Raw genomic sequence first — 25,789 nt, 5'->3', positions numbered from 1 at the left:
GCCTAGTCCGCCTGTTTCTCGAATTTATACCCGATTCCAAATACAGTGGTGATCTGGTCGCCGGCATCCAGCTTTTTGCGTAGTCGCTGAATATGGGTGTCGACGGTGCGCGTATCTCCGGGAAAGTCATAACCCCACACAAGGTCAAGCAGGTCCGTGCGTGTATATATTTTGCCCTGATGACGATAAAGCCGCAGCAGTAGATCGAATTCTTTTGGTGTCAAATCTACGGGCTCGCCGTCCTTTCGGACAAGTCTTTCGCTTTCGATAATTTCAATATTTTTGAAGCGAATCCGCTCTTCCTCCTGGGATGCCCCCTGCCCGCCTCCGGTCGACTGAATCCGGCGAAGAATCGTGCGAATTCGGGCCACCACTTCGCGAAGGTCGAAGGGCTTCGTAATATAATCGTCGGCGCCGAATTCCAATCCGAGGATTTTGTCGGTAATATCCGACTTCGCCGTAATCATCAGGATGGGAAGGTTGTACGCCGCCGTCACTTTTTTGCAAATGTCCAGCCCGCTTTGGTCCGGCAGCATCCAGTCCAGCAACAACAAGTCCGGACGGAATGACTTCATCAGCTCCAGCCCTTCCGCTCCGTTCCCCGCCGTCTGCGTGTCGAACCCTTCCTTGGACAACCCGTAAGCCAATAAGTCGGCGATAGCCGCTTCGTCGTCGATGATCAGGATTTTCGTTTTCTCCATAAGTGCCTCCATTTTACTTTCCTCGACACCTATTGTACCTGTCTGCGGACGCGCAGGAAAGTTTACGGGTTATTCGTAATTACCGTTCCGCTCTTTCCATTGCTATTCTCAGCGTCACCGTTGCCATGTCTATTACCGCTACCGTCACCGTTACCGTTACTATTACCGTTACTATTGTTCTTTTGATTAGCGTCCCCGTTGCCTCCTCCTTGGTTTTCCCCTACCGAGTTCACAGGCTGCGATGGTGCTGTGTTACGGGGTTCCAGTACCTCTTTCTCCGGCCGCTTGTTGCCATTCTCCTTCTCATTTCCGTTTCCAGCAGATTCATTCCCAGGGACCTTAATCGGATCCGGTTTTGTCATTTCTGGCACCTGCAGATCAGTGGCGCTGTCATAAGATGGTTCTTCCCGGAGCTCTACCACCGGTTCCATAGAAGGTTGTCTTTCTTTCCCCGAAGACGAAGATTGGGAGCGTTTGGTCTCCTTCTCCTCCTCCTTGGCAGGCGGATGAATACGCGTAGAGTTGTTCCCCTTCTGCTGGATTGGCTCCTTCCCTTCTGTTACGTTCGGATCCGATTGCTGCTCGTTCAAGTCCCCGTCCGTCTTCTGCGAAGGCGTCGGTTCAGAAGAGAGGTCGCCCCCGGCAGCGGCAGGCATCTCCTTATTTACATCATGCTCAAAGAGGCTGGCGGGCGTTATGCCCACAGCTTGAAGCACGGATACAATGGAATGAGTCTGCAGCTCCGTAATATCCAACTTGATACCTTGCATCTGCGCTTGCTCGTACACCCTATATTTATTTACGGATAAATGGGCTTCTGCCGCCTTTTCTACCTGTACAGGTGTTGCTGTAAATAACTCCAGGTTGTAGCTCTCGGAGATCGGAAGTGAGGAGCGGTCGATCGAATAAGCGGGAGCATCGGAATTCTCCGGTGGAATAAGCGTCATCCAGATCCAGGTTTTAGTTGTTCCGTCCTCTAAGTAACCGTCTCTCTTCGCCTGAGTAATAATCTGACCAACCGCCTCGCTAAACGTCTTCCCCTTCAGCTGACGAGGGGTGATGAGCAACTTAGCCTCATCATTAACCAGATTCACTTCCCTAACCTTACCGGTTGATGTAACGCCAAGTTGGATGCTCGGATTGATGTCTATGGCCACTCGAGTAAGGGGTTCCGTGGTTTGCCTCATCCATTGGAATAGGAAAACGACACCGATCAGCAACAGAACTGAAGCGGCCACAGAGCTTATAGTCCTTGTCAGTCTGATGTTTCGCCGGTTAACGTTACCGTTCCTAGCAGATGAAGTCACTGAAATTTGCTCTCCTAACCCCGGCAGCACCTCCGGCTTCGGTAGATTGCGGAAGGTTCCGTCTTCGCAGAGGACGACGATGTTATCTTTTGTGATTTTCATGACGGTTCCTTGCATCCTCTTCCACACCTCCTTCCGCAAACGATACCGTGGTCTTAATTCGCTTGAACTCTTCGCTGGCATAAATCAAAATTAACGCGATCAAATATTTTCGGTTGCGCTCCAGCGTTTTGGAGCTAACTTTAAAGACGGCTAACATTTCTTTAGCCGGAAGCCTTTTGGTCGTCCTTAACGTATTGAGCCATTGCGGATGCTCACTAAAGATTCGAGCGATCCGAATCAACTGCGCTCGGGTATCCCGATGCTTGGGAGAGACTTCCTCTAACTCTTCCAAATCAATCCCGTATTGCTGAAGAGTCACATCGTACAAGCGAAGCTCTTCCGCGAGCGCCTCAGCCGCTTGTTCCCGCTCGAAGATTTCCAAAGAACTAGCGACCTCAAGTGGCGACTGGTCCAACTCCGCGTGTCTCCCGTCCCAAATGGCACTTTCCAGTTGCATGTATTTTCCTTGCCTGCGAAATTCATCAATAAGACGATGGTGGATCACCATATAAGCAAAATTATCAAATGATTTCTCAGATGCTAAGAGATACCGGTCAATCGCCTCATTGAACGCAATGATTCCGATGCTTGCCTCATCCTGGTTCCAACCGACCTGCCTCTTGCAAACATGGGATACCGCACGGATAATGAACGGACGATAGTAGTCGATCAACAGGTCTCTTTCGTTGTTGTTCCCCGCTTGAGCTTGATGCAGTAGTTCATTTATCGGTCTATCCAACACAGCGGATCACTTCCTATTACGTAAAAATGGTTACCGTTTATGGGGGTGAACCCCTATATATCTTTATCGTTGCGATTAGTAAGTTGCTGAACCCTACTGGCAAAAAAGCATCTCTAGCCCCAAAAACGTTTCCCTTTTTGCAGCGAGACGAGGGTAGCAGTAATCCCGGCCTCGAACGGTGTTTCCGAAACTGGACCGATCTGGATGATCTTCAGTGGTGCATAATCACCGACACGCAGGAGACACTACAAGCGGAATTGACGAGTGTTCGTTCCTATTTCAATCCCATCAGGTAAAATGGTGAATCCATGACTAACAAAGACAACAGGGTTTGGGTTATAACGCAACCCTTGGCGGTACTTACGCTGCTTCTATGCGTCTTAACCCCCATCATCGCTTTTCCTGCGGATGCAGGAGCCTCCCCCTCGCTGCCCATCGTCTCGGAGGAAAGCATATTTTCGATCGAAGTCTACCCCCGGCAACATCGGCTGATTGTCAAAATTCAAGGACAATCCTATAAAACCTACCCCGTTGCGGTAGGCAACCCTTCGACTCCTACCCCTGTAGGAGAGTATCTGGTCACGTATAAAGGCAAGGACTGGGGGCCTTCCTTTGGTCCAAGATGGCTGGGACTTAACGTGCCATGGGGCTTTTATGGGATTCATGGCACCAACCGGCCCGATTCGATTGGAAGGCACAAGAGCCATGGCTGTATCCGGATGCGGAATCACGACGTCATGGAATTGTTTGACCTGATTCCTTTAGGAACCAAAGTAACGATCTATGGCCATATTCTCGGAGACGCAGACCACGACCCACGCGATTTAGCAGAAGGGGACGTTGGGGGTGACGTGCAGTTGATTCAATCACGGTTAAAGAGCGCAGGCTATTTCAAGGGCGATTGTAACGGTAAGTTCAACCGGGTAACTACCCAGGCCTTAACCCAATACCAACGCGATCACGGGTTGATCCCCAACGGCGTTGTGTCTTACCGGGTCTACCAGGCTCTAGGATTATCCGATTAATTCGAAACCAAAAACAACCCGTTCTCATCGGATGGAGATAACGGGTTGTTTATTCATGTTTTAGTAGCTTAAACAAACACTTGGACTAACTCGATATGCCGTTCCCTTGATAAATCCCGGAACTGCCATTCGTCAATTTGCACGAGCGGTTTAAAAATATCAGATGGGTTATTCCATACGATCGTCGCCGTTTCGCCGTTGCTTAATTTGACTTTCTTCCCTATAAAGTTCGGGAGGAGGTTGGAAGTCAACGCCTGAACCGCTTTCTCATTCAGCTTGCCAAACCCCATCATGTAGATGTTTCTCAGTACGGATAAGAGATCTTGCCGAGTACCCGAAGCGTCGGGTGAAGTCATGGCTATGTATTCATTGGCGACCGCTACAATTTCGGCATAGGGATGAATTTTCTCTTTCCGGAGGCCGGCCGGATAACCGGAACCGTCTTCCCGTTCATGATGCTGCAGTGCGACAAGTGCCGTCACCTCTTCCCCTGTTGACCTACGAATAATTTCATAACCGTAGGAGGTATGGCGGTTCATTTCTTCCTGCTCTTCCCCAACCAACTCCTGTTCACGATTACGCAGCGACTGGCGGACCCGGCTTTTGCCGATATCATGCAAATAACCTGCTTTGCTGATCTCATAACACTCATTAGGCGAATGTCCAAGCCAAGTGGCAATGTAGTAGGACAATAGACCCACCTGCAATGAATGGTTATAAATATTGACATCCTCTTCCGAGAAGGCGATCAGAAGTGAAACGACATCCTTACTTTGATCGAGCGCTTCAAGCATGGGCACCAATTGCTGCTCAACCATGGATTGGTTGAATTTCCCTGTCGTGAGCGCCTCTAGAAATAACGCTTGATAACCTTTAACCGTAAAATAAAAGTTATCGCGTAAACGCTGCGTGAAGCTAGGGTTCTTCTCCGAATTCAGGGCGTCTTCCCCTGCACGTAGTTCAATATCGACGTATTCGATACTCTGTCGAATCAGCAGGGCGATTTCCTCCGTATGAATGCTTGTCCCCTTTGGAAGAACGTGCAAACCGGCCCGGTTAAACACATCGGTTCTTAGACGATCCCCTTCCTGAAGCTCCATGACGTGAGTTTTCATATGCCCCTCCCTTCTTCATCTGCGCGTTAACCGACGAAATTTGTACTATTATCTATAAATATCGCGCAATTTGGGCCTCCCATGAATAGTCCTAAAGGCGTGTTTTGGAGGGGGGTTCGTACTTTATCCTTCGCATCACACGGGACAAAAGGCCCTTGCCTACTTGGCGTTTCGTTTCCACGGTGGATCGCCGTACCGATGCAGCGTCTGATTAATAGAATAGATCACCCAGGGGATTACGGCTGATAAAACCGCGCATACCCATGTCATTGGAGTAGGAAGTCGATCCAACAACAGATTCCACATGACCCACATGACATCTCACCTCCTGCTTTCAACTGGTTTCCACCGTTGCTCCGACAATTCGAACTTTCGTGCGGACCTCAACAACGATGTCGCAACGGGTAAAAAATCGTTCTCCCTGCTCCCAATCCTCCTTGATCCCCTCCCATATCGCATGATGCCTGCGGTTCAGGTATTCCCCTAAACCGATCACATCAACGCCGTACTCCTGCTGAACCTTGCTCAGGGTCCTTGAAGTCAAGCGAGTTAACCGCTCTGCGGTTTTTTTCTCAATTTCCGCTAATTGGCTGGGATTAAGCAAATCGATTCGCTCCTGGGATTCTCCGACGTTCCCCTCCATATCGAGTCGGATACGGAATCGAATATGCTCCGGATTGGACACGTCCGCATGAATGGTGCGCCGCAGACCTTTGATTTCATAAGCCATGAAACGGTCATCCAGAGGAAATTCTAGAACCCCGTCCTGGGCGGTTCCACGTAAGACGTTAAGCCCGGACGTTTCGTCGTCATTCAGGAATCCCTTCAGTTGCTGAGTGCCGTCAAAAAGAGCCGCTCCGGAAACGGAAACTTCTCCGTCCGTCTTCCGAATTCTCGGGAGCGCAAAGCTGCTTTTGGATAGGATAAAGGCTTGCACGTCCCCGACAGTCGTCGGGGGGTAAATCCTTGAGCTCTTCGTCGGATTTAGCGCTGTGGATTCAAAATACATGACGGGCAGCTTCTCATTTTTCGGATTCGTGTCCAGTAGTTGACGCGCCTCCCCTTCGGTCACCATGATTTTCGTGGCTCTTCGCATTTCATGGTCCCGCAGAAATAGATCCAGGGAGTTGGCCAACTCGCCTTTTTCAGCCAACTCCTCAGAAATCAAGATCATACGCAAGTGCTGTAAGTAGGGACTTCGGCTTGTTAGAAAAGACATGTCCCGCGCCGCCGTGAACATCGTATTTGCCGATGAAGACAAGTTAAAGTAAGCGGCATCCCTAGCGCCTTTACCTCCTCCTTCTTTGGCCTGCAATCCGCCTGGAATGACAAATTGAAACGTTAAACGATATTGCCCCTTCTCGGCTTCTTCATCCTCCGCGAGATCGATCCCTGCCCCGACCACAAAACCTCTTTCTTCGATTTCAACTCGGTCCCAGCAACCGGTCAAAAATAAAGTTAAGGTCAGAAATATCGCGATCAAACATCCGTAACAGTTCATACGTTTACGCATGCCCTTTCACCCCCCGAAGTAGAGACAGTAGAAGCAAAAGCGTCGGAAAAATCATGCCGAGCCCAATGCCGACATAACTGATCCATTCGCCGAATTGTTGAATTTCAATCAGGTTTTGGGGCTGCATCACAATCAGAAAAATAATGGGACCTAGCCAAAATGCTAATGTTGTGCGCTTGGCTTTTTTGAATACGGCCTCGAAAGCCTGCAAAGATACGTCAAAGGCCATCGCCGCCGTGTTAAACAAGGTAAGCACCCATACTGAAAAAAAGATCGATTCAAACCGCTCGAAGAAGCCGCCGGGAACCTCAACCTGCTTGGCTAGCTCCGCGGTAGGATACAGTACGCTGGCCGTCACCTCGGGGCCAAAGACCCCAACGGTGAAGAAGAACACGAGTAAATACAACACAAGCGGAATCAGCATTCCCCATGTCGAGGCTTTGACGATTTTTTTCGGCTGATTGATCACTGCATTGTAGAATAACAAGATCTCAAACCCGATAAATGAAAAGGCCGACTCTTTGGAAGCGGCAACCACATCCCGCCAATTGGTAACAAAAAACGGCATCAGCTTTTTGACTTCAAAAAAACTAATGTTCATGATAAACAAGACGAACAGCAGGAAAATCACAATCGGCAAAAATAAAGTGTTTAAGCGAAACAACGTCACACTGGGCCCCGCTACGCCATAAATGAGTACCAGCAGGAAGACCAGGCAAATGACTTCGATGGGTGTCCGGTCAAACAGGTAAATCCGGGAAATGCTGGCCACCCCCCGGGTCTCATAGGCTACAAAAGTCAGCATATAAGCGGCAAACATCAACGTAAAAAGAAAGGCCAGCGGCTTCCCGATGACCGCGTTGGCGATGTCATGGAGGTTTCTTTTCGGAAATCGGGATACTAGTTTGGCAACCATCCATGTGAACACCAGTGCGCCTAAACCACCGATGAGAATCGATATCCAGCCGTCGACTGAACGCGTCGTTTCTACGATCGAACGAGGCAGCGTAAGCACGCCAAAACCAATGACCATATTTGCGACTGAAGCAAATACTTCATAGGTTCCAACTTCTCGATCCCCGTATTCGAATGATTTCACGGACCACCCTCCCCATTCCCCATCCTGGAATCGTCTTTGGTTTGCATAAATTTCGGCCGTTTCGTCAGCATTGTATAAGGAGCCCGAATGATCATGTCTCGCCAATCGTGATAAAATCCGGGAGACAGTGGCGTTAAATAAGGAATCCCAAAACTTTGCAGCCTCGATAAGTGAATGCAGATCATGATCATGGCTAGAATGATCCCGTAAAGACCAAATACGGAAGCCGCAATCATCGTAAGAAATCGCAGGATGCGAAAGGCGATTCCCGCGCTATAAGACGGAATAGCGAATGAAGCGACCGCCGTCACGGCCACCACGATCACCATGATTGGACTGACGATTCCAGCCTGGACGGCGGCCTCGCCGATAACCAGCCCCCCAACGATCCCAATCGTTTGCCCGATTGGCTTCGGCAGGCGAACCCCGGCTTCACGCAGTAGTTCCAGTGTTAACTCCATAAGAAAGGCCTCAACTACAGCAGGAAACGGGACTCCTTCCCGGGCAGCCGCAATCGAAAAAGCAAGCTTGGAAGGAATCATGCCCTGATGAAACGAAACGAGCGCGATATATAGCGACGGAAACGTCAAAGAAATGGCGACCGCCATATATCGCAAGATTCGAATCAAAGACCCGATTAACCAACGCTCATAATAATCCTCGGGCGATTGGATCAGCGAGACAAACGTGGTTGGCATAATCAGCGCGAACGGCGTTCCGTCAAGCATAATAACGACCTTGCCCTGCAAAATCGCAGAGGCGACTTTATCGGGGCGCTCCGTATGCAAAATGAGAGGGAACGGAGACAAGAAGCTGTCCTGGATCATCTGCTCGATCGTCCCGCTCTCCGGGGCATCGTCTATATCGATCGTCTCCACTCTCCGCTTGACCTCTTGGACAAGGGCTGGATGCGCGATATTATCGATATAGGCAATAATGAGCTCTTTTTTTCCCCTTTCCCCGACCCGGTAGGTGTCAAATCGCAGTTTCGGGTCGCGAATCGCTCGGCGCAAAAGAATGACATTCGTTTCTATGCTTTCGTTAAAACCTTCGCGCGGGCCGCGGACCAACGCTTCCGTTTGCGGCTCCTCCACGCTCCGTCCCGTCCATTTCTTACTGCTGATGAGCAAAACTTGATTAAAGCCATCGATAAACAACGCGGTATCTCCCGATAACACTGATACCAGTACGTCGTCGAGCGATGGGGTTATTTTATATTTTTGAACCGATAAAAATTGTTTGTTTAATAAATCAAACAGATCCTGTCCGGACATCTTCTCGGCATGTCTTATGGCGGAAAACGCCTGCTGCAACGAAGTTACGATCTGTTCGTTGATCATATTTAAATCCGACAATCCGGCGATACAAAGAATCCCGCATTGCGGGATCCCCTCCCCGCCGCTGACAAATCGGGTAACCAAGTCGTCAGGAGCATCTAGGATACGGACGATCTTGGCAATCGACTCATGAACGCTGCCGCCGAAGGCTGACGAAGCGAGCGCATCGCTTTGCGCTGCTCCACTCTTTAGGACGGGGCTTCGTTTGTGTTGATTTCGGAACATAAATCTTGGCATAACACATCATCCCCAATAAGTCAGATCATCTCTGATGTCGTTACCCTTTATTACCAACTTGCTCCGAAAATAATCCCTTTTCGGTTTTTCATAGAACGCGTCCAAGTCGAAAAAAAGAATAAATTCCCTTCGCATCGCACATCTTAACTGGGAATAATCGGCCCAGGAAGGAGGAGGTTCCATGCCTTTCATCAGAAAACTGCAACGCCGGAAACTCTCAGGAGGGGGAGAGCCCAGCAAAACCCCAGCGAATCCACCAAGTCGCACGGATTCATCCGGATCTCATAAAGACGGAAGTTTGTCCACTCGTCTGGATTGGATCAAGCAGGAGCTTAAGGACAGCTCGGACGTGATCTACCGTGAATTTACGATCAGCTCCGGTCAGCGTTGTGTCTTGGTATACGTACGAGGCATGATTGCGCAGGAAACGGCGCAGCAATTTATCGTGCGGAGTTTGCAGCGGGAATCCGCGCAATTGGAAGAGAAGGACATCTATCAATTTCTGTTCGAAGACGAGGCGTTAAGCGTATCCCAAGCTACGGTCATCAATGATCTGAATCAAGCGATTCAAGCCGTGCTAAACGCCGGTGCGTTGCTGATGATCGACGGTGACACGCGCATGCTGACGTTCTCCATCTCGGCTTATCCGACGCGCGGAATCGATGAAGCCCCTAATGAATCGGTCATCCGAGGTTCAAGAGAAGCTTTTATCGAAGATCTGGAGAAGAACTTAACGATGCTTCGCCGTCGAATCAAATCGAAAAAATTCAAGACCCCGGCGATCAACAAAGGCCGGGAATCGCGAACCAGTATTGTTATAGCTTACGTCGAAGATGTTTGCAAGCCGGAATTGCTGAAAGAAATGCAGCGGCGACTATCCTACATCGACATGGATAGCGTGCTTGGCTCTGCCTACTTGGAAGAAATTATCGAAGATAATCCCTACTCGCCTTTTCCGCAACTCCAGTACACGGAACGCCCTGACGTCGTCAGCGCAGCATTGCTGGAAGGGAGAATTGCCATCCTCGTGGATGGTTCACCGATTGTGTTGCTTGCCCCGGTGACGCTGCCGATGCTACTGCAATCGGCTGAGGACTATTACCAGCGATATGTCGCAGCGAACTGGATTCGCTGGATCCGTTATTTTTTTGTGTTTGCTTCCTTAACGCTTCCGTCCATTTATATCGCCGTCACAACCTTTCATCCGGAGATGATTCCGTCGCAACTGCTCATTACGATCGCTGCATCCCGAGAAATCGTCCCGTTTCCGGCGTTATGGGAGGCTTTTGCCATGGAACTGGCTTTCGAAGCGCTTAGAGAAGCCTCGATCCGCATCCCGAAATCGATTGGACAAGCCGTATCCATTATCGGAGCTTTGATCATCGGCACCGCTGCCGTACAGGCGGGGATCGTCTCGGCGGCGATGGTCATCATCGTCTCATTAACGGGAATCGCCTCATTTATCATCCCCCATTTTGATTTGGGTCTGGCCTTTCGGTTGCTGCGTTTCCCGATCATGATTTTAGCCTCGATGTTCGGATTGTACGGCGTGACCTGCGGAATGATCCTGATTTACATTCATCTGGTGAATTTGCGGTCCTTTGGGGTTCCATATATGTCCCCAATTGCACCGCTCGTGATCGAGGATTTAGGCGATACGTTCCTTCGAGCCCCCTGGTGGAAGATGCAGAAGCGTCCCGTTCAACTCACGAACAACAAAGTCCGCCAAACCAAGAATCCTCGTGCTTGGGTCAAGGAGAGAGGTGATCTGGAGTGACGAGAAACCATCGTACGATCATCAAGGCAATGCTGGTCTTCCTGCTCTTCATCGGAGTTAGCGGTTGCTGGTCTGCTGAAGAGTTGAATAATCGTGCATTTGTGAACACCGTCTTGATCGACCTGACGGAAGATGGACAGACGGAGCTGACAGTCGGAGTTCCGCTGCCTAACCGGATGATCCCAGGACAAGTCGGCGGGTCTGGCCAACCTCAGGGCGATCCATTCAGCTTTGTGACCAAACATGCGGATAATCTGAGCCAGGCATTAAATATGCTGCAAGTCGACCTCCCGCGGAACATCTCCTTCGGTCAAACCCGAATCATTGTGGTTGGTCGTAGACAGGCGGAGCAAGGCTTGGACAAGGTCGTCGAATTCGTCTTCCGCCAACCTTCCTTCCGGCTCAGCGCCAGCCTGTTCATAACGCCCGGCGACGTCAAAGAAATTACGCGTTCACCGATGGTGTTTGAACGAATTATTAGTGACATCCTACGTAAATACGTAAACCATCACTATACGCTGGACACCACGATCAAGGACTACAAAATTGCTTTGTACCAAGGTGGAGATATCCTGATCCCGCTGCTAAATTTCGGGGAACTTCCGGGAGTGGCGCAAGAGGACCCCAAAAAGAACCGCTGGATGGGATCCGGGGGGGCAGCGATATTCAGCGGTGGAAGGATGTCGAAGATCGAGCTATCCCCCCATGAACACCGGGTCGCGCTTTGGATTAGTTCCCAGCTCAAGAATACGACCACAACTATCTCTTCCCCCACCGATGATAAAGAGATCAGCTTTTTCATCGAGGATGTTAAGACGAGTATCGATCCGGTCGTGCATGGGGAGAACATCTCTTTTCGGGTCAAGAGCAGCGCCAAAGCTTTTGTAGAATCCTCTCTTTCTCACATTGATCTAAAAAATCCGGAAGTCCTTCTGAAACTGGAGGAAATCCTCAATAAAACAGTGGAAGAACAGTTTCTTGATGTGTTGGCCAAAACCCGTCAAGCCCGTTCCGACGCTTTTATTATGAGCCAGTATCTGGACTGGAGGTATCCAAAAGTTTGGCATTCGGTTCGAGACCAATGGAAAAATATATATGCCAAGGAGCTCCCCATTGATGTGAGCGTGGACATCAAGCTGAACCGTTCGGGCGGCGTTTACCGTTCCGTGGTTCAAGAAACCAATAGATAGCGAGGGATAAGCGTGTTCTGGATAGGGATCCTGTTTACGCTGATTATGCTGGCGGACTGGTTCATGCAGAAAAAAGAAGGGATCAAGCTCAAAACTCGATTCAAGGTTCTGCTCGTCTCGCTCTGCTTTTTTGTTACCGCGGAAGTCTTATTTAAACTGAAAGACCAATGGAATTTACCTAGCTTGTTCCATTATTTACGTGCAACGATGTTTAGTGGATCATGACGATTCTGGTTACTAGGAGGCGGATAGCATGCTTAAAAATATTACATCCAATCAAATTTTCACGCTTTATAGCTTGCAGATATTCACCACGGTTATCGCCTTTTATTCGGGGATGCTAATCGGGGGCAGCAAATATTCCACCCCTGTCGCGGTTCTAGTGGGCGGCCTGCTCGGCCTGTTGTTAATCTACCCGGCATACAAAGTCGGCTCTTCCCGCCCCGACGAGTTCCTCGTACGTTATGGGAGCAAATTGGTGGGTCGCCCCCTTCATTTCATTTTCATCCTCTATCTTCTGTTGACCCATCTCTTTCTTGCCGCTTTGGATCTAAGAGAACTCAGCGATTTTTTAGTGTCGGAGTATTTAATCGGTACACCGAATTGGGCAATTGCGGCTATTTTCGGAGTATGTGTCACTTACGCCGTACGCTGCGGGATTTCGACAATTTTTCGGACGGCCGAGGGGTTCTTTCTCATCTTTGCAGTCGCCTTCTTTTTTATTCCGTTTATTGGGTTTCAGGAGATGGAGACGAGTATGTTCACCGCCTTAATCACTCACTTATCGGTGAAAGAAATGGGGTCCAGTGTCTATGAAACGGTAGCCATTTTTGGAGAAATGGCTTTTCTGTTTCTGTTGTTTCCTTATTTAAAAGCGCCTAAAATGGTGTATCACTCTCTCGCTTGGGCAACCGGGATCTCGTTGCTGTTTATCCTGTTGCACCTCATCCCGGTACTGTTGACGTTTGGGCCAAACCTGGGAGCCAACCTGCTGTACCCTGACATGGAACTCGTTCGTTTCATTCGCGTCGGCTCGTTTATCGAAACGATGGACCCGATTCTAATCATCTTATGGTTAACTAGCATCTTTGTAAAAATCTCATTTATTGTATTTACGGCGGTCATTTGCCTCTCCCAGCTGACTGGCGTCAAGGATCATAAGCCTTTCACCCTGCCGGTGGTCGCCTTTGTTTCCGTGTTCTCCTTGGCTATCGTCCGTAACCCACCGGAGATGTATCATTTCCTGTCCTGGGATTGTGCACCGCTGTTGTACTTTGCCGAATTCCTGATCCCAGCGATTTACTGGTTGATGAGTGCCATTCGTTCTCCATCTTCGAAGTCTAAAACAACGAAACCCGCCGAGAAAAGTTCAGCGGGTTAAGACTTATTTCGTCGACAGCCAAGCCCGTTCCTGATTCCAACGCAAGGCAACAGGAGTCTCAAAAAAGTCGGACAACCCCGTTTCGTTCAGGACTTCGGCTGTTTTCCCTTGCGCGTATACCTCACCTCGGCGAAGCAGCAGTGTATGGCTGAATATCGGCAATATTTCCTCGGTATGGTGCGTCACATACAACATATGCGGCGTATCGGGCTCGGCAGCCAGGTTTGCGATGCTGGCAAGCAGCCCTTCCCTGGAGATGAAATCCAACCCGTTCGTCGCCTCATCTAAAATAAGCAATTTGGGCGATGCCATCAATGCCCGGGCGATCAACAGCTTTTGCTGCTCACCTTGGGAGCAGGTCTGATAGGTGCGGCCATGCAGATGACTGCATCGCAGTTGATTCATCAAGGCATCGGCCCGGTCATAATCCTCAGGCTTTGGTTTCTCGTAAAGTCCGATCGAAGCGAACTTGCCGCTCACCACAAGATCTTCGGCCTTTTGCTCCCCGTGCAGCTTGGACTGCATCGAAGAACTAACCCACCCGATCGTTTTACGCAGCTCCCGCAAATCCACTTCGCCAAACCGGTTTCCCAGCACGCGAATTTCGCCGGACGTCGGCCAGAGATATCCACTAAGCATGTTAAGGAGAGTTGTTTTGCCGGAGCCGTTTAATCCGAGCATGGCCCAGTGCTCTCCTTCCCGTACCGTCCAATCAATGCCGTTCAAAACCGCTTTCCCTTCCCGGAACCAAGTTACCTGGTTCATCTCAATGATGTTCATTCGAGTACCTCCGAAAATAAGTAGGTTTGCAGTAATCTCAAGCTACGCCTGTCTCCGCGGTTTGTCAAGCGCAGGCGGACGCTGTATGATTTCTAGTGCCAATTCTCTTCCGATCGTCTAGAATACTAGTGAAAGGAAGTGAGGCATCTTGAAACCGACATGGACTTGGGCCGACGTCGAAACTCTCCAACACCTTGTTGAGGAGCACGATGGGATTGCCCTGAAGCTGAATTGGGATACGCTCCACTCTCGTTCGGAAGACAGCGCAGCAGAGCTGGTGGAGTTCCGAGACGGCCAGTTGGTCGCCTTCTTGGGTCTTTATCCGTTCGGAAACACGCTGGAGGTCTGCGGCATGGTTCATCCGAAATATCGCGGACAAGGTCTATTCACCTCATTACTGCGTCGCGGACTAAATTCCGATACCGTGGTTTCGTATTCGACGATATTGCTGAATGCTCCCGGCAACTCAGAAACAGCCAAGAAATTCTTAGCGGATTACCCTTGCCGTTTCGACTTCAGCGAATACCAAATGAAATACGGGTTGGAGGCAGTTTTAGCGAGCCAGCCCCCACGTGACATTCACGTCACTCTCCGTCAAGCCCTGGATGCGGATCGACCGCTGCTTGCTCGTCTTGACCAGGAAGGGTTCGGGCTTACCGCAGAGGAAACACGGCTGTTTTATGAGACATTGAACAAGCATGAAATCGGGCAGAATGAATTGATTGTACATAAGGGGGAATCTGTCGGCAAAATCCGCGTTTCCCGCCGTAATAGAGAAGCATGGATTTACGGGTTTGTTGTATCTTCATCGCGCCGGGGACAAGGCATCGGCAGCTCCGCCCTGCGTCAGGTCATTGATCGCGAAAGAGCCGGCAATTACGAGATATGGCTTGAAGTGGCACTAAACAATCCCCAAGCCATGAAACTGTACGAACAAGCCGGGTTTCGGGTCTGCCGATCTCAGGATTATTATGCCTATTTGCGATAACTCGTGAGATACGATGCAGATCGCAGCCAAGAAGGTGGCATGCAAATAGAAAAATAAGGTACAATAACTACCGAATCAACAGAACTAATGGAAATGCCTGAACGGCAGGCCGCATGAGCGGCGGAAGGAAGGATCAACGCATGTACGTAGCAAATGATTGGCAGGATTATGAAATCATGGATACCGGAAACGGGGAGAAACTCGAGCGCTGGGGGGACGTCATTTTGCGCCGCCCCGACCCGCAGATCATCTGGCCGATTGCCGATGAGGATCGCAATTGGCGCGAAGTGCACGGTCATTACCACCGTAGCTCCTCCGGTGGCGGGCAGTGGGAAATGAAGAAGCAAATTCCCGATCGCTGGACGATTTCTTATGACCGGCTGAAATTTTATATTCACCCGACGAATTTCAAGCATACCGGATTGTTTCCGGAACAAGCGGCCAACTGGCGCTGGATGATGGACAAGATCGCCGGTGCCGGACGTCCGATCCAGGTGCTGAACCTGTTCGCTTATACCGGCGGCGCAACCGTGGCCGCGGCTTCGGCCGGCGCTTCCGTCGTCCACGTCGACGCCGCTAAGGGAATGGTCCAGTGGGCCAAAGAGAACCTGGCGCTCTCCGGGTTGGCGGACCGCCCCGTGCGCTTCATCACGGACGACGTGTTCAAATTCGTGCAGCGGGAGCAGCGGCGCGGCAACCGCTACGACGCCATCATCATGGACCCTCCTTCATACGGGCGCGGCCCTGGCGGGGAGATGTGGAAGCTGGAAACAAGCCTCTACCCGTTTGTGGAGTCTTGTTTGTCCATTCTGTCGGACAAGCCGCTCTTTTTCCTGATTAACTCCTATACGACGGGCATTTCTCCGACCGTACTGAACAACATGCTATCGATGACGGTTAAGAAGCGGTACGGCGGACGGATCTCCGCTGGCGAATTGGGACTGCCGATCACCCGTTCGGGGCTTCACCTTCCTTGCGGTATTCTCGGACGCTGGGAGGAATAACGTATGGATTCCGGAGCCAAGCGGACCTCGGGACAGCCGGCGATGGCGATCCTTTATGAGGATAACCACCTGCTCGGCATTGAGAAGCCGGTGAACATCCCGACCCAAGAGGATGCCAGCGGCGACCCCGATCTGCTGAATCTGTTGAAGGCGGATATCAAGGAGCGATACGGCAAGCCCGGCAATGTGTATCTTGGACTCGTGCACCGATTGGACCGCCCTGTCGGCGGGGCGATGATCTTCGCCAAGACGTCGAAAGCCGCTTCGCGGTTGGCCGAGACGGTGCGCAGCCGACGCTTCAGCAAAACGTACGTCGCCGTCGTGCACGGGACACCACCGCAGCCGCAAGGCCGATTGAACGATACGCTGCTCAAGGATGAACGCACCAACACGGTGGCTGTCGTCCCCGCCGGGACGCCGGGCGCTAAGGAGGCCCGTTTGGATTACCGGGTGCTCGGCAGTTTTACGTCAGAAGGGTTGAGCCTCGTACAAGTGGAGCTGCATACCGGACGCCCGCACCAGATTCGTGTGCAAATGAACCGCATCGGTTGTCCCCTCTACGGCGACCAGAAATATGGTGCGGCAGTGAACAAACCGGGTCAACAAATCGCCCTTTGGTCACTGTATGTCGGTTTTCCGCACCCCGTAACCAAGGAGCCGGTTGATCTGGTCTCCCTCCCGCCACACTCGTATCCCTGGAATTTATGGGAGGATAGAATGTATACCCGCCTCACAGCCTTGCTGCAAGCCGGGGAGAACGGAATGGAATTGTAAAAAGGCGGGATGCCTAGGGTTGATTTCAACCCCTTAGGTCCCGCCTCTTTTTTGACACCGCTTCTTATTTCGTTCCGGAGATTTTGCCCAGCAAAAAAACCAACAGTTGCTGATTATGGGTGGAGATTCGGTCCAATACCCCGCTTAAATAAGCGTTGCGAACCGCGATGCCCCGTTGTACTTCCGTTTGTCCTTTATCAGTAATCGACACCCATACGTTGCGGCGGTCGTTTTCGTCCCGATCGCGGCGGATCAAATCCCCCCGCTCCATCCGGTCAAGCAGCATCGTCACTGCGGCCGGCGTTGTGGAGAGAAACGGGATCAAATCGGACGGCTTCAGATTGCCCTGCTGCTCCAGCAGCTCCAGAACGGTTAATTGCGAAGTCGTCAGCGTTGGAGCTAGCTCCTCTTCCATGTGGGTCTGATAATCCTTCACGATGAGATCAAGCAATCTGGCAAATTCAGCGGTATGCAATCTTATCCCTCCTTGCCTTACATCACCACTTAAATCATTCGCTGCTTCCTTTGCAAATTCCTGCTCGCTTTGCGCAATAATCCAGTGATTGATGGCTGGTAGGAGATGACCCTGAAAATTTATTGAACGGAATACCGCCAGCCGAACAAATCTTCACGTTCTCCGCGTTGAATTCCTGTCAGCGTGTCGTAAAGCTTGGCAGACAACGCCCCGGTTTCTCCGCCGGCAATTTCAATATCGCGCTCTTCCCATTTCATGCTGCCAATCGGGGAGATAACCGCTGCGGTGCCGGTTCCGAACGCTTCCTCGAGCCGACCTTCCTGATGGGCCTCGAACAGCTCCGCCACGGAGATTCGACGTTCCTTAACCGGTACGCCCCATTCGCGAAGCAAACGGATAACCGAATCGCGCGTCACGCCGGCTAGAATGCTGCCATTAAGCTCAGGGGTGATGACTTCTCCGTCAATCTTAAAGAACACGTTCATGCTGCCAACTTCTTCGATATACCGTTTCTCGATTCCATCGAGCCAAAGCACCTGGGAGAAGCCAAGCGATTTGACGTCTTCCTGTGCCTTGATCCCCGCCGCATAATTCCCGGAGGTTTTCGCCTCCCCTGTACCGCCGCGCACTGCCCGAACATAACGATCCTCTACATAAATGCGGACCGGGTGAATGCCTTCCGGGTAATACGCCCCAACCGGCGATAATATGACAATCAAACGGTACTCTTGGGCCGCCCGCACGCCAAGCCCCGCCTCGGTAGCGATGATAAAGGGACGGATGTACATGGAATTGCCTTCACCTTCCGGCATCCACTCCTCCTCCAGTAAGAGGAGGCGGTTAATCCCCTCAAGCACTTCCTCCGGATCGACCTGAGGAATGCCGATGCGAGCGCACGACTGGTTCAACCGACGTAAATTCATGTCGGGACGGAACAGCACAACTTCTCCCTGCGGCGTCCGGTACGCCTTCATCCCTTCAAAGACCTCTTGCCCGTAATGGAACACCATCGCCGATGGATCCAGCGAGATCGGACCATAAGGAACGATACGCGGATCATGCCATCCCTGACCTGCCGTGTAATCCATCAGCAGCATATGATCGGTAAAATACTTTCCAAAGCCCAAACGATCGGCTTCAGGCTTCATTTTTTTGGTTCTAGTTAACGTGATTGGCCATTTTTCCATGGTTCAGTTCCTCTTTTCCAATATCGGTTTTACGAATCGTACGAATCAATTGATTCCCTGTCTCTCACTATACCGATTCTAAGTTCATTGATCAATAACATAGTTTCGATTATAATCATTGACAATATCTATGAAAAGATACGGAGGGGATCCGGAATGGAGCATCGCTTGCTGGAATATTTCATTGCGGTCGGTGAGGATTTGCATTTCACCAAAGCCGCAGAAAGACTCGGAATTACCCAGCCCACACTTAGCCACCAGATTCGCTTGCTGGAGCAAGAGCTCGGAACTGCGCTGATCAGCCGCATCGGCAAAAAAAACTACCTAACCCAAGCGGGTTCCATCCTCCTGGAGCATGCCCGCCGGGTCGTCTATGAAGTGGAGCAGGCCAAGCTGGAGATCGGCCAGATAAGCGGCGTGCAGCGGGGCCAGCTCCGCATCGGCTGCTCCGGCAATCACTTGCTGGAAAGCAAGCTGATCTCTTTCCACCGCCAGCATCCTGGCATTGCGTTGACAGTGCTCGAGTTGGCTACCGAGGAAACGCGAGCCGGACTGCTCGCCAACCAGCTGGATCTCGGCGTCGTGTTCCTGCCGCTTCAGGACGAGCAAATCATCAGCCGTCCACTCTATGACGAAGAGTTAGTATTCGCTGTCTCCAGCCTGCACGCCTACGCAGAATTGCCTGAGGTCACACTGGAACAGTTGGCTCGGCTGCCGCTCGTCTTATTTCCTCCGAAGTTTTACGTTCGGCAATTGCTCGATACGGCCTGCGCCGAACAAGGCATCGAGATTCGGCCCGTCATGGAACTATCGACGATGGAATCGCAGGTACAGATGGTTCTTCACCATGTCGGGGGAACCGTGCTCCCTGCCTCCTATGCCCAGACGCTGGCTGGAGCGAACCGCCGCGGTGAGATCACCGTTGTCCCGCTGGCGGAGCCCGTTCCACGTAAAAATGTCGGGTTGGTGTACCGCAGCAGTACGTTTATGGACCCTACGCTTCAGGCGTTTATCCGGCATTTGACGGAATAGAATAGCATATCTCATTTTTTCCATTCAATAAGCGGTAGAATGCTTTCTTTAAGGGAGGCTGCGGGGCCGCCGATCAACGTCTCTAAATCCTCTGTGGTAGAAGTCGTATTCAGTTTGCTTAAATACCCATAAATCCAGCTCTGGATCTGCGGATCTTCGCGATGAACGACATTTTTACCCGATATCTCAGACAAAGCTTCCGCCAAATTCTGAAAAGTCCAGAACCTAGGGGCCGTTAGCTCGTAAATCCGATTTACATGGTGCGGGGCCGGGCGAGAGCCTAAAACGGAAGAGATGGCCTTTGCTAAATCCTCACGTGTAACGGTATTAAAGCGCCAATCTCCTGGGAATGTGGCCAGTTCTCCCGTTCGGATGGCCGAGTCGAGCCCGAACTGGGACGTTAGGTCGGCATAAAGAGCATTCCTGAAGAAGGTATATGGAATCCCCGAAGTTATAATAGCTTGCTCTGTAGCCAAATGCAGAGGCACGGGTGGAACTTGAACGGTTCCGGGAAACGCAAAGCCCGTATAGGATAGATGTTTTACCCCTGCCCGTTTGGCTGCCTCGACAACTTGGGTATGCTGGCGAAGGCGAACCGTATCATCGATGTCGGAGCCAGAGATCAGTAGCAGCTTATCCACGCCGGTAAATGCAGGGGTCAGGCTTCCGGGTACATCATAATCGCAATAGCGCACCTCAACGCCCAACTCCTCAAAGTCAGTTGCGCCTTCCGGCTTGCGCACGCAAGCGATTAAGGGCTCGTTTGTCGCCTGCTGACGCAAATACTTTATGATCAGTTTTCCTAACTTCCCAGACGCTCCGGTAATGGCAATTGACATAATAAACCTCCCTGTACATTTAATTAAGAACTTAACTATACGCTCATTATGAATTACACTTGGTTTTTCAACTTATTTAGCAAACCTGCGAGTTGTTTCAGTTCGTCATCCGTAAGCACCTTTAGCTTCTCAGTGACAGTACTGCGGTTGCCTGGCAAATGATTCAGCAGAAACGACTGGCCTTCGATCGTGATCGAAATAACTGACTTGCGACCATCGGTCGGATGGCTGGTCCGGCGAATCAATCCATCCTTTTCTAAAGGGGTGAGCAAAAGGCTGATGTTTGCTTTCGTGACACCGATCTTTTGAGCGAGCAAGGAAGGAAGCAGTTGCCCTCCCTCCTTCATGATTTCGACCAGGATGCGGACTCTGGCACCATTCTGTCCGATGGTGTGCCAGTATTTTTCCGATACCTCTACCAGCTTCGCGGTCGCTTCCACAAGAGTGAAGAATACCTGCATAGGCAACGTTTGTTGTATTACGTAATCCTGCAATTCTTCCATTAAACGCACTCCTCAATTTCAAGCTGTTTAATTAAGCACTTAACTAATATAATCAAGAACTCCCCCATAAATCAAGGAGATCATTAATTTTAAGTCTTCTTTTGTAGCCAGCTCTGGTTTATGTTGCTCTCCAAACACTAGAAAAAAGTCCCGCCAAATCGCTTACGCGCCTTTCGCGGGACTTCTACTTATTCTGATTTGCTTTTGAGCAGAAGCTCGGTGACTCCGTCGTTCTTCTCGAGATGCATCAGCGCTTTTCCGATCGATTTCCGATCGGCTAACGGAGCCTCTTCCGAGCTGAATGCGTGCATTTTTCCATCTTTCGTAACCGCCTGCAAGAGCACCGGCTCTTTGCAGCGAATCCCGCCGATCAGACGGCTGCCGTTCGGCTTGACGCGTTTGCCTTCCTTAAACTCAAAGGACTGTACGCCTTTGCCGCCTCGGCTTTGGAGCGGGTAATCCAGCAGCAGGCTGCGTTTGCCGTAAGCCAGATCCGACACGACGAGAACTTCGCCTTCTTCCCCTTCGACCCAGAGTGCGGCGACAACCTCGTCGTCTTCCTTCAGGTTGATCCCGCGTACCCCTGCGGACACGCGACCCATTGGGTTCACTTCGCTTTCAGCAAACCGGATCGCCATTCCCTGTTTCGTCAGCATCAGGATCTCTTGATTGCTTCGGCTGACTGTGACGCTCAGCACCACGTCGCCGTCGCCGACCTTGCAAGCGGCGATGGCTCCGGAACGCTTCGTCTCGTACTCCTTCAATTCCGTCCGCTTCACCTGACCGTTCTTCGTGACGAACACCAGACTAAGCTCCGGATTCTCGTCGAAGCTTTTCACCGGAATAACGCTGATAATCCGGTCCTCTTTGGCGAGCGGGATCACGTTGACGATCGCCGTTCCGTTGTCCTTCCACTTGAACTCCGGAATCTGGTGCACCGGCAAGAGGAAATACTGTCCCCGCTGCGTAAAGATCAGCAGGTTCTGCAGCGTATCCAGCTCCAGCAGATGCTTGATGTAGTCGCCTTCTTTGACCCCTGAGCCATCCCGCTCCCCGCCGGATCTAGTAAAGGACAGCATGCTGGTGCGTTTGATGTACCCTTCATGCGAGATCGTGACCAGCACATCCTCCTGGGCAACGAGAACCTCGAGGTTCACTTTAAGCTCCTCAACCTCGTCTTGAATGTGCGAGCGGCGGTCAATTCCGTATTTGTCGCGGATTTCGATCAGCTCTTTTTTGATCAAAGCAATCAGTTTCTTATCGCTTTCCAGTATGCCGCGCAGAACCGTGATTTTCTTCTGAATGTCCTCCATCTCTTTTTGCAGCGTCGTGATTTCGAGATTCGTCAACCGATACAGCTGCAACGTCAAGATGGCATCCGCTTGGCGTTCGGTGAAACCAAACATCCATTGCAGGTTGTTTTGCGCATCCTGGCGGTTCTTGGAGGCTTTAATCGCCGCGATGACCTCATCCAAGATGTTGAGCGCTTTAACTAGGCCCTCCAATACGTGAGCGCGGTCCTCCAGCTTCTCCAGCTCATATTGCGTCCGGTACGTGACAACTTCACGTTGATGGGCAATGTAGGCTTCGAGCATCGCTTTGAGGCCCAATAAGCGCGGCGCTTTGTTGACGATCGCCACCATATTGAAGTTGTACGTGACTTGAAGATCGGTTTTCTTTAGCAAATACGCTAAAATCCCCTGGGCATCCGCATCCTTCTTCAGTTCAACAACGATACGCAGCCCGTTCCGGCCGCTTTCGTCGCGGACCTCGGCGATTCCGTCCACCTTTTTCTCCAGACGGATGTTTTCCATGGCCGTAACCAAACGGGATTTAACCACCTGATACGGAATTTCGGTGATCACGATCTGCTGTTTCCCGCCGCGGAGCGTCTCGATCTCCGTCTTCGACCGCAGATAAATTCGGCCTTTGCCGGACTGATAAGCTTCCTGAATGCCTTCCTCGCCCATGATGATCCCGCCCGTTGGAAAATCCGGTCCTTTGACGAACAAGCGAATTTCCTCCAACGTCATTTCGGGTTTCTCCATCAAAGCGATACAAGCATCGATCACCTCGCGCAGATTATGCGGCGGAATTTCCGTCGCAAATCCGGCCGAGATCCCGCTGGCGCCATTGACCAGCAGGTTCGGAAATCGTGCTGGCAGCACCACAGGCTCCTTCGCTGTGTTATCGAAGTTGTCTTTGAACGGTACGGTTCGTTTCTCAATGTCGCGCAGCAGCTCCATCGCGATCGCCGACAAGCGAGCTTCGGTATACCGCATTGCTGCCGCCGGGTCATCGTCCTGCGAGCCCCAGTTGCCGTGGCCGTCGACCAGCGTATGACCCATCTTCCACGGTTGCGCCATCCGCACCATACCCTCGTAAATCGAAGAGTCCCCGTGCGGATGATAGTTCCCCATGACGTCCCCGACGGTTTTGGCCGACTTCCGGTACGGCTTGTCCGGCGTATTGCCGGAATCGTACATCGCGTACAAAATCCGCCGTTGCACCGGCTTCAACCCGTCGCGAATATCGGGAATCGCCCGGTCTTGAATAATGTATTTGGAATACCGGCCAAAGCGGTCGCCTACAACCTCTTCCAGAAACGCCGGCAAAAAGTTTTCCAGCATGCTCACATCAATTCACCTTCTATTCCTCAAACTCCGTGAAATCCACGTTTTCCACGATCCAGCGCTTGCGCGGATCGACCTTGTCCCCCATCAGCGTAGACACGCGGCGTTCCGCTTTGGCGGCGTCTTCGATCTGCACCTGCAGCATGGTCCGCGTTTCCGGATTCATCGTCGTTTCCCACAGCTGCTCGGGATTCATTTCCCCTAAACCTTTGTAGCGCTGCAGCTCGAAATTCTTGCCGAACTCCTTCAGGTAGTTCTGCAGTTGCTCGTCACTCCAGGCATACCTCACCGTTTCCAGCTTGCCGGAACGACGGGTGATCTTGTACAAAGGCGGCTGGGCGATATAAACCCGTCCCGCATCAATCAATGGCTTCATGTAACGGTAGAAGAACGTCAGCAGCAGCACCTGGATGTGCGCGCCGTCCGTATCCGCGTCGGTCATAATGATGATTTTGGAAAAATTGCTGTCCTCAACGGCGAATTCCGGCCCGATTCCGGCACCGATCGCCGAAATGATGGCCCGGTATTCGTCGTTCTTCAGAATATCGGCGAGCTTCGCTTTCTCCGGATTCATCGGCTTACCCTTCAGTGGCAGAATCGCCTGGATCTTCGAATCGCGCCCCTGCTTCGCCGAACCTCCGGCAGAATCGCCTTCCACGATAAATAACTCGGTACGCGAGAAGTCCTTCGATTGCGCTGGCGTCAGCTTGCCGCCGAGGTTCGAGCTCTCGCTCCGCTTCTTGCCCGAGCGCATTTCGTCGCGGGCTTTGCGGGCGGCCTCCCGCGCTTTAGAAGCTTGTACCGCCTTCTTGATCAGCGTTTGGGCGACCTGCGGGTTCTCTTCCAGAAACACCGCCATCTTATCCCCAACGACCGATTCCACGGCGCTGCGCGCGGACGCACTCCCCAGCTGGTCCTTCGTTTGTCCCACAAACTCGACCTCGGACATTTTGACGCTGATGACAGCCATCATCCCTTCGCGCAAATCATTGCCTTCGAGGTTCTTCTCCTTCTCCTTGAGGATGCCGTTCTTCCGGGCATACTCGTTCATCACCCGGGTATATGCCGTCTTGAATCCGGTTTCATGCGTTCCCCCGCCGCGAGTTGGAATGGAGTTAACGAAGGAGACTAGGGTTTCGGTATAGCCTGCATTGTACTGCAGCGCAACCTCCACCTCGATATCTTCCCGCTCCGCATAGAAATGGACGACGTCATGCAGTACGTCCTTCCCGTCATTGAGAAACTGAACGAACTGACTGGCTCCGCCCTCGTAAAAAAACTCGTCGAAACGGTCGGTCCGCTCGTCCTTCAAGGTCACCTTCAGGCCCGAATTCAGAAAAGCGATCTCCTGTAAACGTTCCGCGAGCGTATCATAGTTTAATCCGATACCACCGGAAAACACGCGAATATCCGGTTTAAACGTGACCTTCGTTCCGGTCTTATTCGTATTGCCGATGACCTCAAGTCCAGTGACTGGTTCGCCAACGTGTTCAATACCTTTGTCGTCGACCCAATATTCGAAGCGCATTCGATGGATTTTCCCGTTCAGGTAGATATGAACCTCCAGCCACTCGGACAGTGCATTGGTCACCGAGGCGCCAACGCCGTGCAAACCGCCTGATTTCTTGTAACCCGATCCACCGAATTTACCGCCTGCGTGCAGAATCGTAAATACGACCTGCGGCGTCGGAATGCCGGTTTTGTGCATCCCGATTGGAATCCCCCGGCCGTTGTCGATTACGGTGACCGATCCGTCCTTATTCAGCGTAATGTCGATTTTGGAGCAGTACTTTGCCAGATGCTCGTCGACGGCATTATCTACGATCTCCCAAACCAGATGATGAAGTCCCGACGAGCTCGTACTGCCAATATACATCCCTGGCCGTTTGCGTACCGCGACAAGCCCCTCGAGCACTTGAATGTCGTCCGCGTCGTAACCCGAAGACGAGCTTCCGGAACTTGTGCCGGGTACGTCCTCGAACAAATCGATTTGTTCGGCCATTCATGCTCCCCCTTTATTTCTTGTAGTAAACCTCTGTATGTAAACG

The 25,789-nt window shown here is 51.5% G+C and carries 23 protein-coding genes; 9 read left to right on the top strand and 14 right to left on the bottom strand.

The genetic code is table 11. From position 1 onward, the window contains the following. Positions 1 to 2 precede the first annotated feature (2 nt). The 3 genes from KJS42_RS11475 to sigI all read right to left on the bottom strand — a co-directional run bounded on the left by KJS42_RS11475 (position 3) and on the right by sigI (position 2,849). The gene (locus KJS42_RS11475) at positions 3 to 701 is read right to left on the bottom strand and encodes a response regulator transcription factor (RefSeq protein ID WP_193416081.1); all 699 of its coding nucleotides are present in this window, start codon (positions 699 to 701) and stop codon (positions 3 to 5) included. A 62-nt stretch (positions 702 to 763) separates the two neighbouring features. After that, positions 764 to 2,110 carry an anti-sigma factor domain-containing protein gene (locus tag KJS42_RS11470; protein ID WP_213622898.1) on the bottom strand — a complete coding sequence of 449 codons (1,347 nt, stop codon included), beginning with the start codon at positions 2,108 to 2,110 and terminating at the stop codon, positions 764 to 766. Beyond that, a complete protein-coding gene (sigI, locus tag KJS42_RS11465) occupies positions 2,091 to 2,849 on the bottom strand; it encodes an RNA polymerase sigma-I factor (RefSeq protein WP_193416079.1) in 759 nt (252 codons plus the stop codon). The genes KJS42_RS11470 and sigI overlap by 20 nt, the downstream gene beginning before the upstream one ends. A gap of 353 nt (positions 2,850 to 3,202) precedes the next feature. On the opposite strand from sigI, the gene KJS42_RS11460 reads away from it, so the two are divergent. Then, complete coding sequence (locus KJS42_RS11460) at positions 3,203 to 3,877, top strand: L,D-transpeptidase family protein (protein ID WP_244868449.1); 675 nt, start codon at positions 3,203 to 3,205, stop codon at positions 3,875 to 3,877. A 68-nt stretch (positions 3,878 to 3,945) separates the two neighbouring features. Here KJS42_RS11460 and KJS42_RS11455 read toward each other — a convergent pair whose 3' ends face one another. The 4 genes from KJS42_RS11455 to KJS42_RS11440 form a co-directional block, all read right to left on the bottom strand. Next, positions 3,946 to 4,992, bottom strand: coding sequence for an HD-GYP domain-containing protein (locus KJS42_RS11455; RefSeq protein WP_155608468.1), 1,047 nt, complete (start codon positions 4,990 to 4,992; stop codon positions 3,946 to 3,948). Positions 4,993 to 5,326: 334 nt separating this feature from the next. Further along, complete coding sequence (locus tag KJS42_RS11450) at positions 5,327 to 6,505, bottom strand: Ger(x)C family spore germination protein (protein ID WP_213622896.1); 1,179 nt, start codon at positions 6,503 to 6,505, stop codon at positions 5,327 to 5,329. Further along, the gene (locus tag KJS42_RS11445; RefSeq protein ID WP_213622895.1) at positions 6,498 to 7,604 is read right to left on the bottom strand and encodes a GerAB/ArcD/ProY family transporter; all 1,107 of its coding nucleotides are present in this window, start codon (positions 7,602 to 7,604) and stop codon (positions 6,498 to 6,500) included. Before KJS42_RS11445 ends, KJS42_RS11450 begins: the two co-directional genes overlap by 8 nt. Next, complete coding sequence (locus KJS42_RS11440; RefSeq protein WP_213622894.1) at positions 7,601 to 9,178, bottom strand: spore germination protein; 1,578 nt, start codon at positions 9,176 to 9,178, stop codon at positions 7,601 to 7,603. The genes KJS42_RS11445 and KJS42_RS11440 overlap by 4 nt, the downstream gene beginning before the upstream one ends. A 181-nt stretch (positions 9,179 to 9,359) precedes the next feature. On the opposite strand from KJS42_RS11440, the gene KJS42_RS11435 reads away from it, so the two are divergent. The 4 genes from KJS42_RS11435 to KJS42_RS11420 are packed head-to-tail and all read left to right on the top strand — an operon-like array spanning position 9,360 to position 13,526. Then, positions 9,360 to 10,955, top strand: coding sequence for a spore germination protein (locus tag KJS42_RS11435; protein ID WP_213622893.1), 1,596 nt, complete (start codon positions 9,360 to 9,362; stop codon positions 10,953 to 10,955). Continuing rightward, positions 10,952 to 12,145, top strand: coding sequence for a Ger(x)C family spore germination protein (locus KJS42_RS11430; protein WP_213622892.1), 1,194 nt, complete (start codon positions 10,952 to 10,954; stop codon positions 12,143 to 12,145). Before KJS42_RS11435 ends, KJS42_RS11430 begins: the two co-directional genes overlap by 4 nt. Before the next feature lie 12 nt (positions 12,146 to 12,157). After that, positions 12,158 to 12,370 (top strand): hypothetical protein, encoded by a 213-nt coding sequence (locus tag KJS42_RS11425; RefSeq protein ID WP_155608474.1) that lies wholly within the window; start codon positions 12,158 to 12,160, stop codon positions 12,368 to 12,370. A gap of 28 nt (positions 12,371 to 12,398) precedes the next feature. Further along, a complete protein-coding gene (locus KJS42_RS11420; RefSeq protein WP_213622891.1) occupies positions 12,399 to 13,526 on the top strand; it encodes a GerAB/ArcD/ProY family transporter in 1,128 nt (375 codons plus the stop codon). A 3-nt stretch (positions 13,527 to 13,529) separates the two neighbouring features. Here KJS42_RS11420 and KJS42_RS11415 read toward each other — a convergent pair whose 3' ends face one another. Beyond that, on the bottom strand, positions 13,530 to 14,306 hold the full coding sequence (locus KJS42_RS11415; RefSeq protein WP_155608476.1) for an ABC transporter ATP-binding protein: 777 nt from the start codon (positions 14,304 to 14,306) through the stop codon (positions 13,530 to 13,532). 148 nt (positions 14,307 to 14,454) lie between these two features. On the opposite strand from KJS42_RS11415, the gene KJS42_RS11410 reads away from it, so the two are divergent. The 3 genes from KJS42_RS11410 to KJS42_RS11400 all read left to right on the top strand — a co-directional run bounded on the left by KJS42_RS11410 (position 14,455) and on the right by KJS42_RS11400 (position 17,072). Then, positions 14,455 to 15,294 carry a GNAT family N-acetyltransferase gene (locus KJS42_RS11410; protein WP_213622890.1) on the top strand — a complete coding sequence of 280 codons (840 nt, stop codon included), beginning with the start codon at positions 14,455 to 14,457 and terminating at the stop codon, positions 15,292 to 15,294. 140 nt (positions 15,295 to 15,434) lie between these two features. Further along, on the top strand, positions 15,435 to 16,298 hold the full coding sequence (locus KJS42_RS11405) for a class I SAM-dependent methyltransferase (protein WP_155608478.1): 864 nt from the start codon (positions 15,435 to 15,437) through the stop codon (positions 16,296 to 16,298). Positions 16,299 to 16,301: 3 nt separating this feature from the next. Next, the gene (locus KJS42_RS11400; protein WP_213622889.1) at positions 16,302 to 17,072 is read left to right on the top strand and encodes an RluA family pseudouridine synthase; all 771 of its coding nucleotides are present in this window, start codon (positions 16,302 to 16,304) and stop codon (positions 17,070 to 17,072) included. 64 nt (positions 17,073 to 17,136) lie between these two features. Here the strand turns inward: KJS42_RS11400 and KJS42_RS11395 are convergent, their stop codons facing one another. Both KJS42_RS11395 and KJS42_RS11390 read right to left on the bottom strand, forming a co-directional pair. After that, positions 17,137 to 17,547 (bottom strand): MarR family winged helix-turn-helix transcriptional regulator, encoded by a 411-nt coding sequence (locus tag KJS42_RS11395; protein WP_155608480.1) that lies wholly within the window; start codon positions 17,545 to 17,547, stop codon positions 17,137 to 17,139. A gap of 119 nt (positions 17,548 to 17,666) precedes the next feature. Next, on the bottom strand, positions 17,667 to 18,734 hold the full coding sequence (locus tag KJS42_RS11390; protein WP_193416065.1) for a branched-chain amino acid aminotransferase: 1,068 nt from the start codon (positions 18,732 to 18,734) through the stop codon (positions 17,667 to 17,669). Positions 18,735 to 18,890: 156 nt separating this feature from the next. Here KJS42_RS11390 and KJS42_RS11385 point away from each other — a divergent pair, with 156 nt between their 5' ends. Then, positions 18,891 to 19,766 carry a LysR family transcriptional regulator gene (locus KJS42_RS11385; protein ID WP_213622888.1) on the top strand — a complete coding sequence of 292 codons (876 nt, stop codon included), beginning with the start codon at positions 18,891 to 18,893 and terminating at the stop codon, positions 19,764 to 19,766. An 11-nt stretch (positions 19,767 to 19,777) separates the two neighbouring features. Here KJS42_RS11385 and KJS42_RS11380 read toward each other — a convergent pair whose 3' ends face one another. From KJS42_RS11380 to parE, 4 genes are all read right to left on the bottom strand, one after another. Continuing rightward, positions 19,778 to 20,605 (bottom strand): NmrA family NAD(P)-binding protein, encoded by an 828-nt coding sequence (locus tag KJS42_RS11380; RefSeq protein ID WP_213622887.1) that lies wholly within the window; start codon positions 20,603 to 20,605, stop codon positions 19,778 to 19,780. A 53-nt stretch (positions 20,606 to 20,658) separates the two neighbouring features. Further along, positions 20,659 to 21,108 carry a MarR family winged helix-turn-helix transcriptional regulator gene (locus KJS42_RS11375; RefSeq protein WP_213622886.1) on the bottom strand — a complete coding sequence of 150 codons (450 nt, stop codon included), beginning with the start codon at positions 21,106 to 21,108 and terminating at the stop codon, positions 20,659 to 20,661. Between the two features lie 188 nt (positions 21,109 to 21,296). Further along, the gene (gene parC, locus KJS42_RS11370) at positions 21,297 to 23,744 is read right to left on the bottom strand and encodes a DNA topoisomerase IV subunit A (RefSeq protein WP_213622885.1); all 2,448 of its coding nucleotides are present in this window, start codon (positions 23,742 to 23,744) and stop codon (positions 21,297 to 21,299) included. Positions 23,745 to 23,757: 13 nt separating this feature from the next. After that, on the bottom strand, positions 23,758 to 25,743 hold the full coding sequence (parE, locus tag KJS42_RS11365) for a DNA topoisomerase IV subunit B (protein WP_155608485.1): 1,986 nt from the start codon (positions 25,741 to 25,743) through the stop codon (positions 23,758 to 23,760). Between the last annotated feature and the right edge of the window lie 46 nt (positions 25,744 to 25,789).

The organism is Paenibacillus sp. J53TS2, assembly GCF_018403305.1.
Classification (GTDB): domain Bacteria; phylum Bacillota; class Bacilli; order Paenibacillales; family Paenibacillaceae; genus Fontibacillus; species Fontibacillus rhizolycopersici.
This window is presented reverse-complemented; position numbering and strand designations above follow the sequence as displayed.

Bases quoted from the DNA above. Each gene is read 5' to 3' on its own strand.
- KJS42_RS11475 (WP_193416081.1), bottom strand. From the start codon at position 701: ATGGAGAAAACGAAAATCCTGATCATCGACGACGAAGCGGCTATCGCC.
- KJS42_RS11470 (WP_213622898.1), bottom strand. From the start codon at position 2,110: ATGAAAATCACAAAAGATAACATCGTCGTCCTCTGCGAAGACGGAACC.
- KJS42_RS11455 (WP_155608468.1), bottom strand. From the start codon at position 4,992: ATGAAAACTCACGTCATGGAGCTTCAGGAAGGGGATCGTCTAAGAACC.
- KJS42_RS11450 (WP_213622896.1), bottom strand. From the start codon at position 6,505: ATGCGTAAACGTATGAACTGTTACGGATGTTTGATCGCGATATTTCTG.
- KJS42_RS11440 (WP_213622894.1), bottom strand. From the start codon at position 9,178: ATGCCAAGATTTATGTTCCGAAATCAACACAAACGAAGCCCCGTCCTA.
- KJS42_RS11435 (WP_213622893.1), top strand. From the start codon at position 9,360: ATGCCTTTCATCAGAAAACTGCAACGCCGGAAACTCTCAGGAGGGGGA.
- KJS42_RS11420 (WP_213622891.1), top strand. From the start codon at position 12,399: ATGCTTAAAAATATTACATCCAATCAAATTTTCACGCTTTATAGCTTG.
- KJS42_RS11415 (WP_155608476.1), bottom strand. From the start codon at position 14,306: ATGAACATCATTGAGATGAACCAGGTAACTTGGTTCCGGGAAGGGAAA.
- KJS42_RS11405 (WP_155608478.1), top strand. From the start codon at position 15,435: ATGTACGTAGCAAATGATTGGCAGGATTATGAAATCATGGATACCGGA.
- KJS42_RS11400 (WP_213622889.1), top strand. From the start codon at position 16,302: ATGGATTCCGGAGCCAAGCGGACCTCGGGACAGCCGGCGATGGCGATC.
- KJS42_RS11390 (WP_193416065.1), bottom strand. From the start codon at position 18,734: ATGGAAAAATGGCCAATCACGTTAACTAGAACCAAAAAAATGAAGCCT.
- KJS42_RS11385 (WP_213622888.1), top strand. From the start codon at position 18,891: ATGGAGCATCGCTTGCTGGAATATTTCATTGCGGTCGGTGAGGATTTG.
- KJS42_RS11380 (WP_213622887.1), bottom strand. From the start codon at position 20,605: ATGTCAATTGCCATTACCGGAGCGTCTGGGAAGTTAGGAAAACTGATC.
- KJS42_RS11375 (WP_213622886.1), bottom strand. From the start codon at position 21,108: ATGGAAGAATTGCAGGATTACGTAATACAACAAACGTTGCCTATGCAG.
- parE (WP_155608485.1), bottom strand. From the start codon at position 25,743: ATGGCCGAACAAATCGATTTGTTCGAGGACGTACCCGGCACAAGTTCC.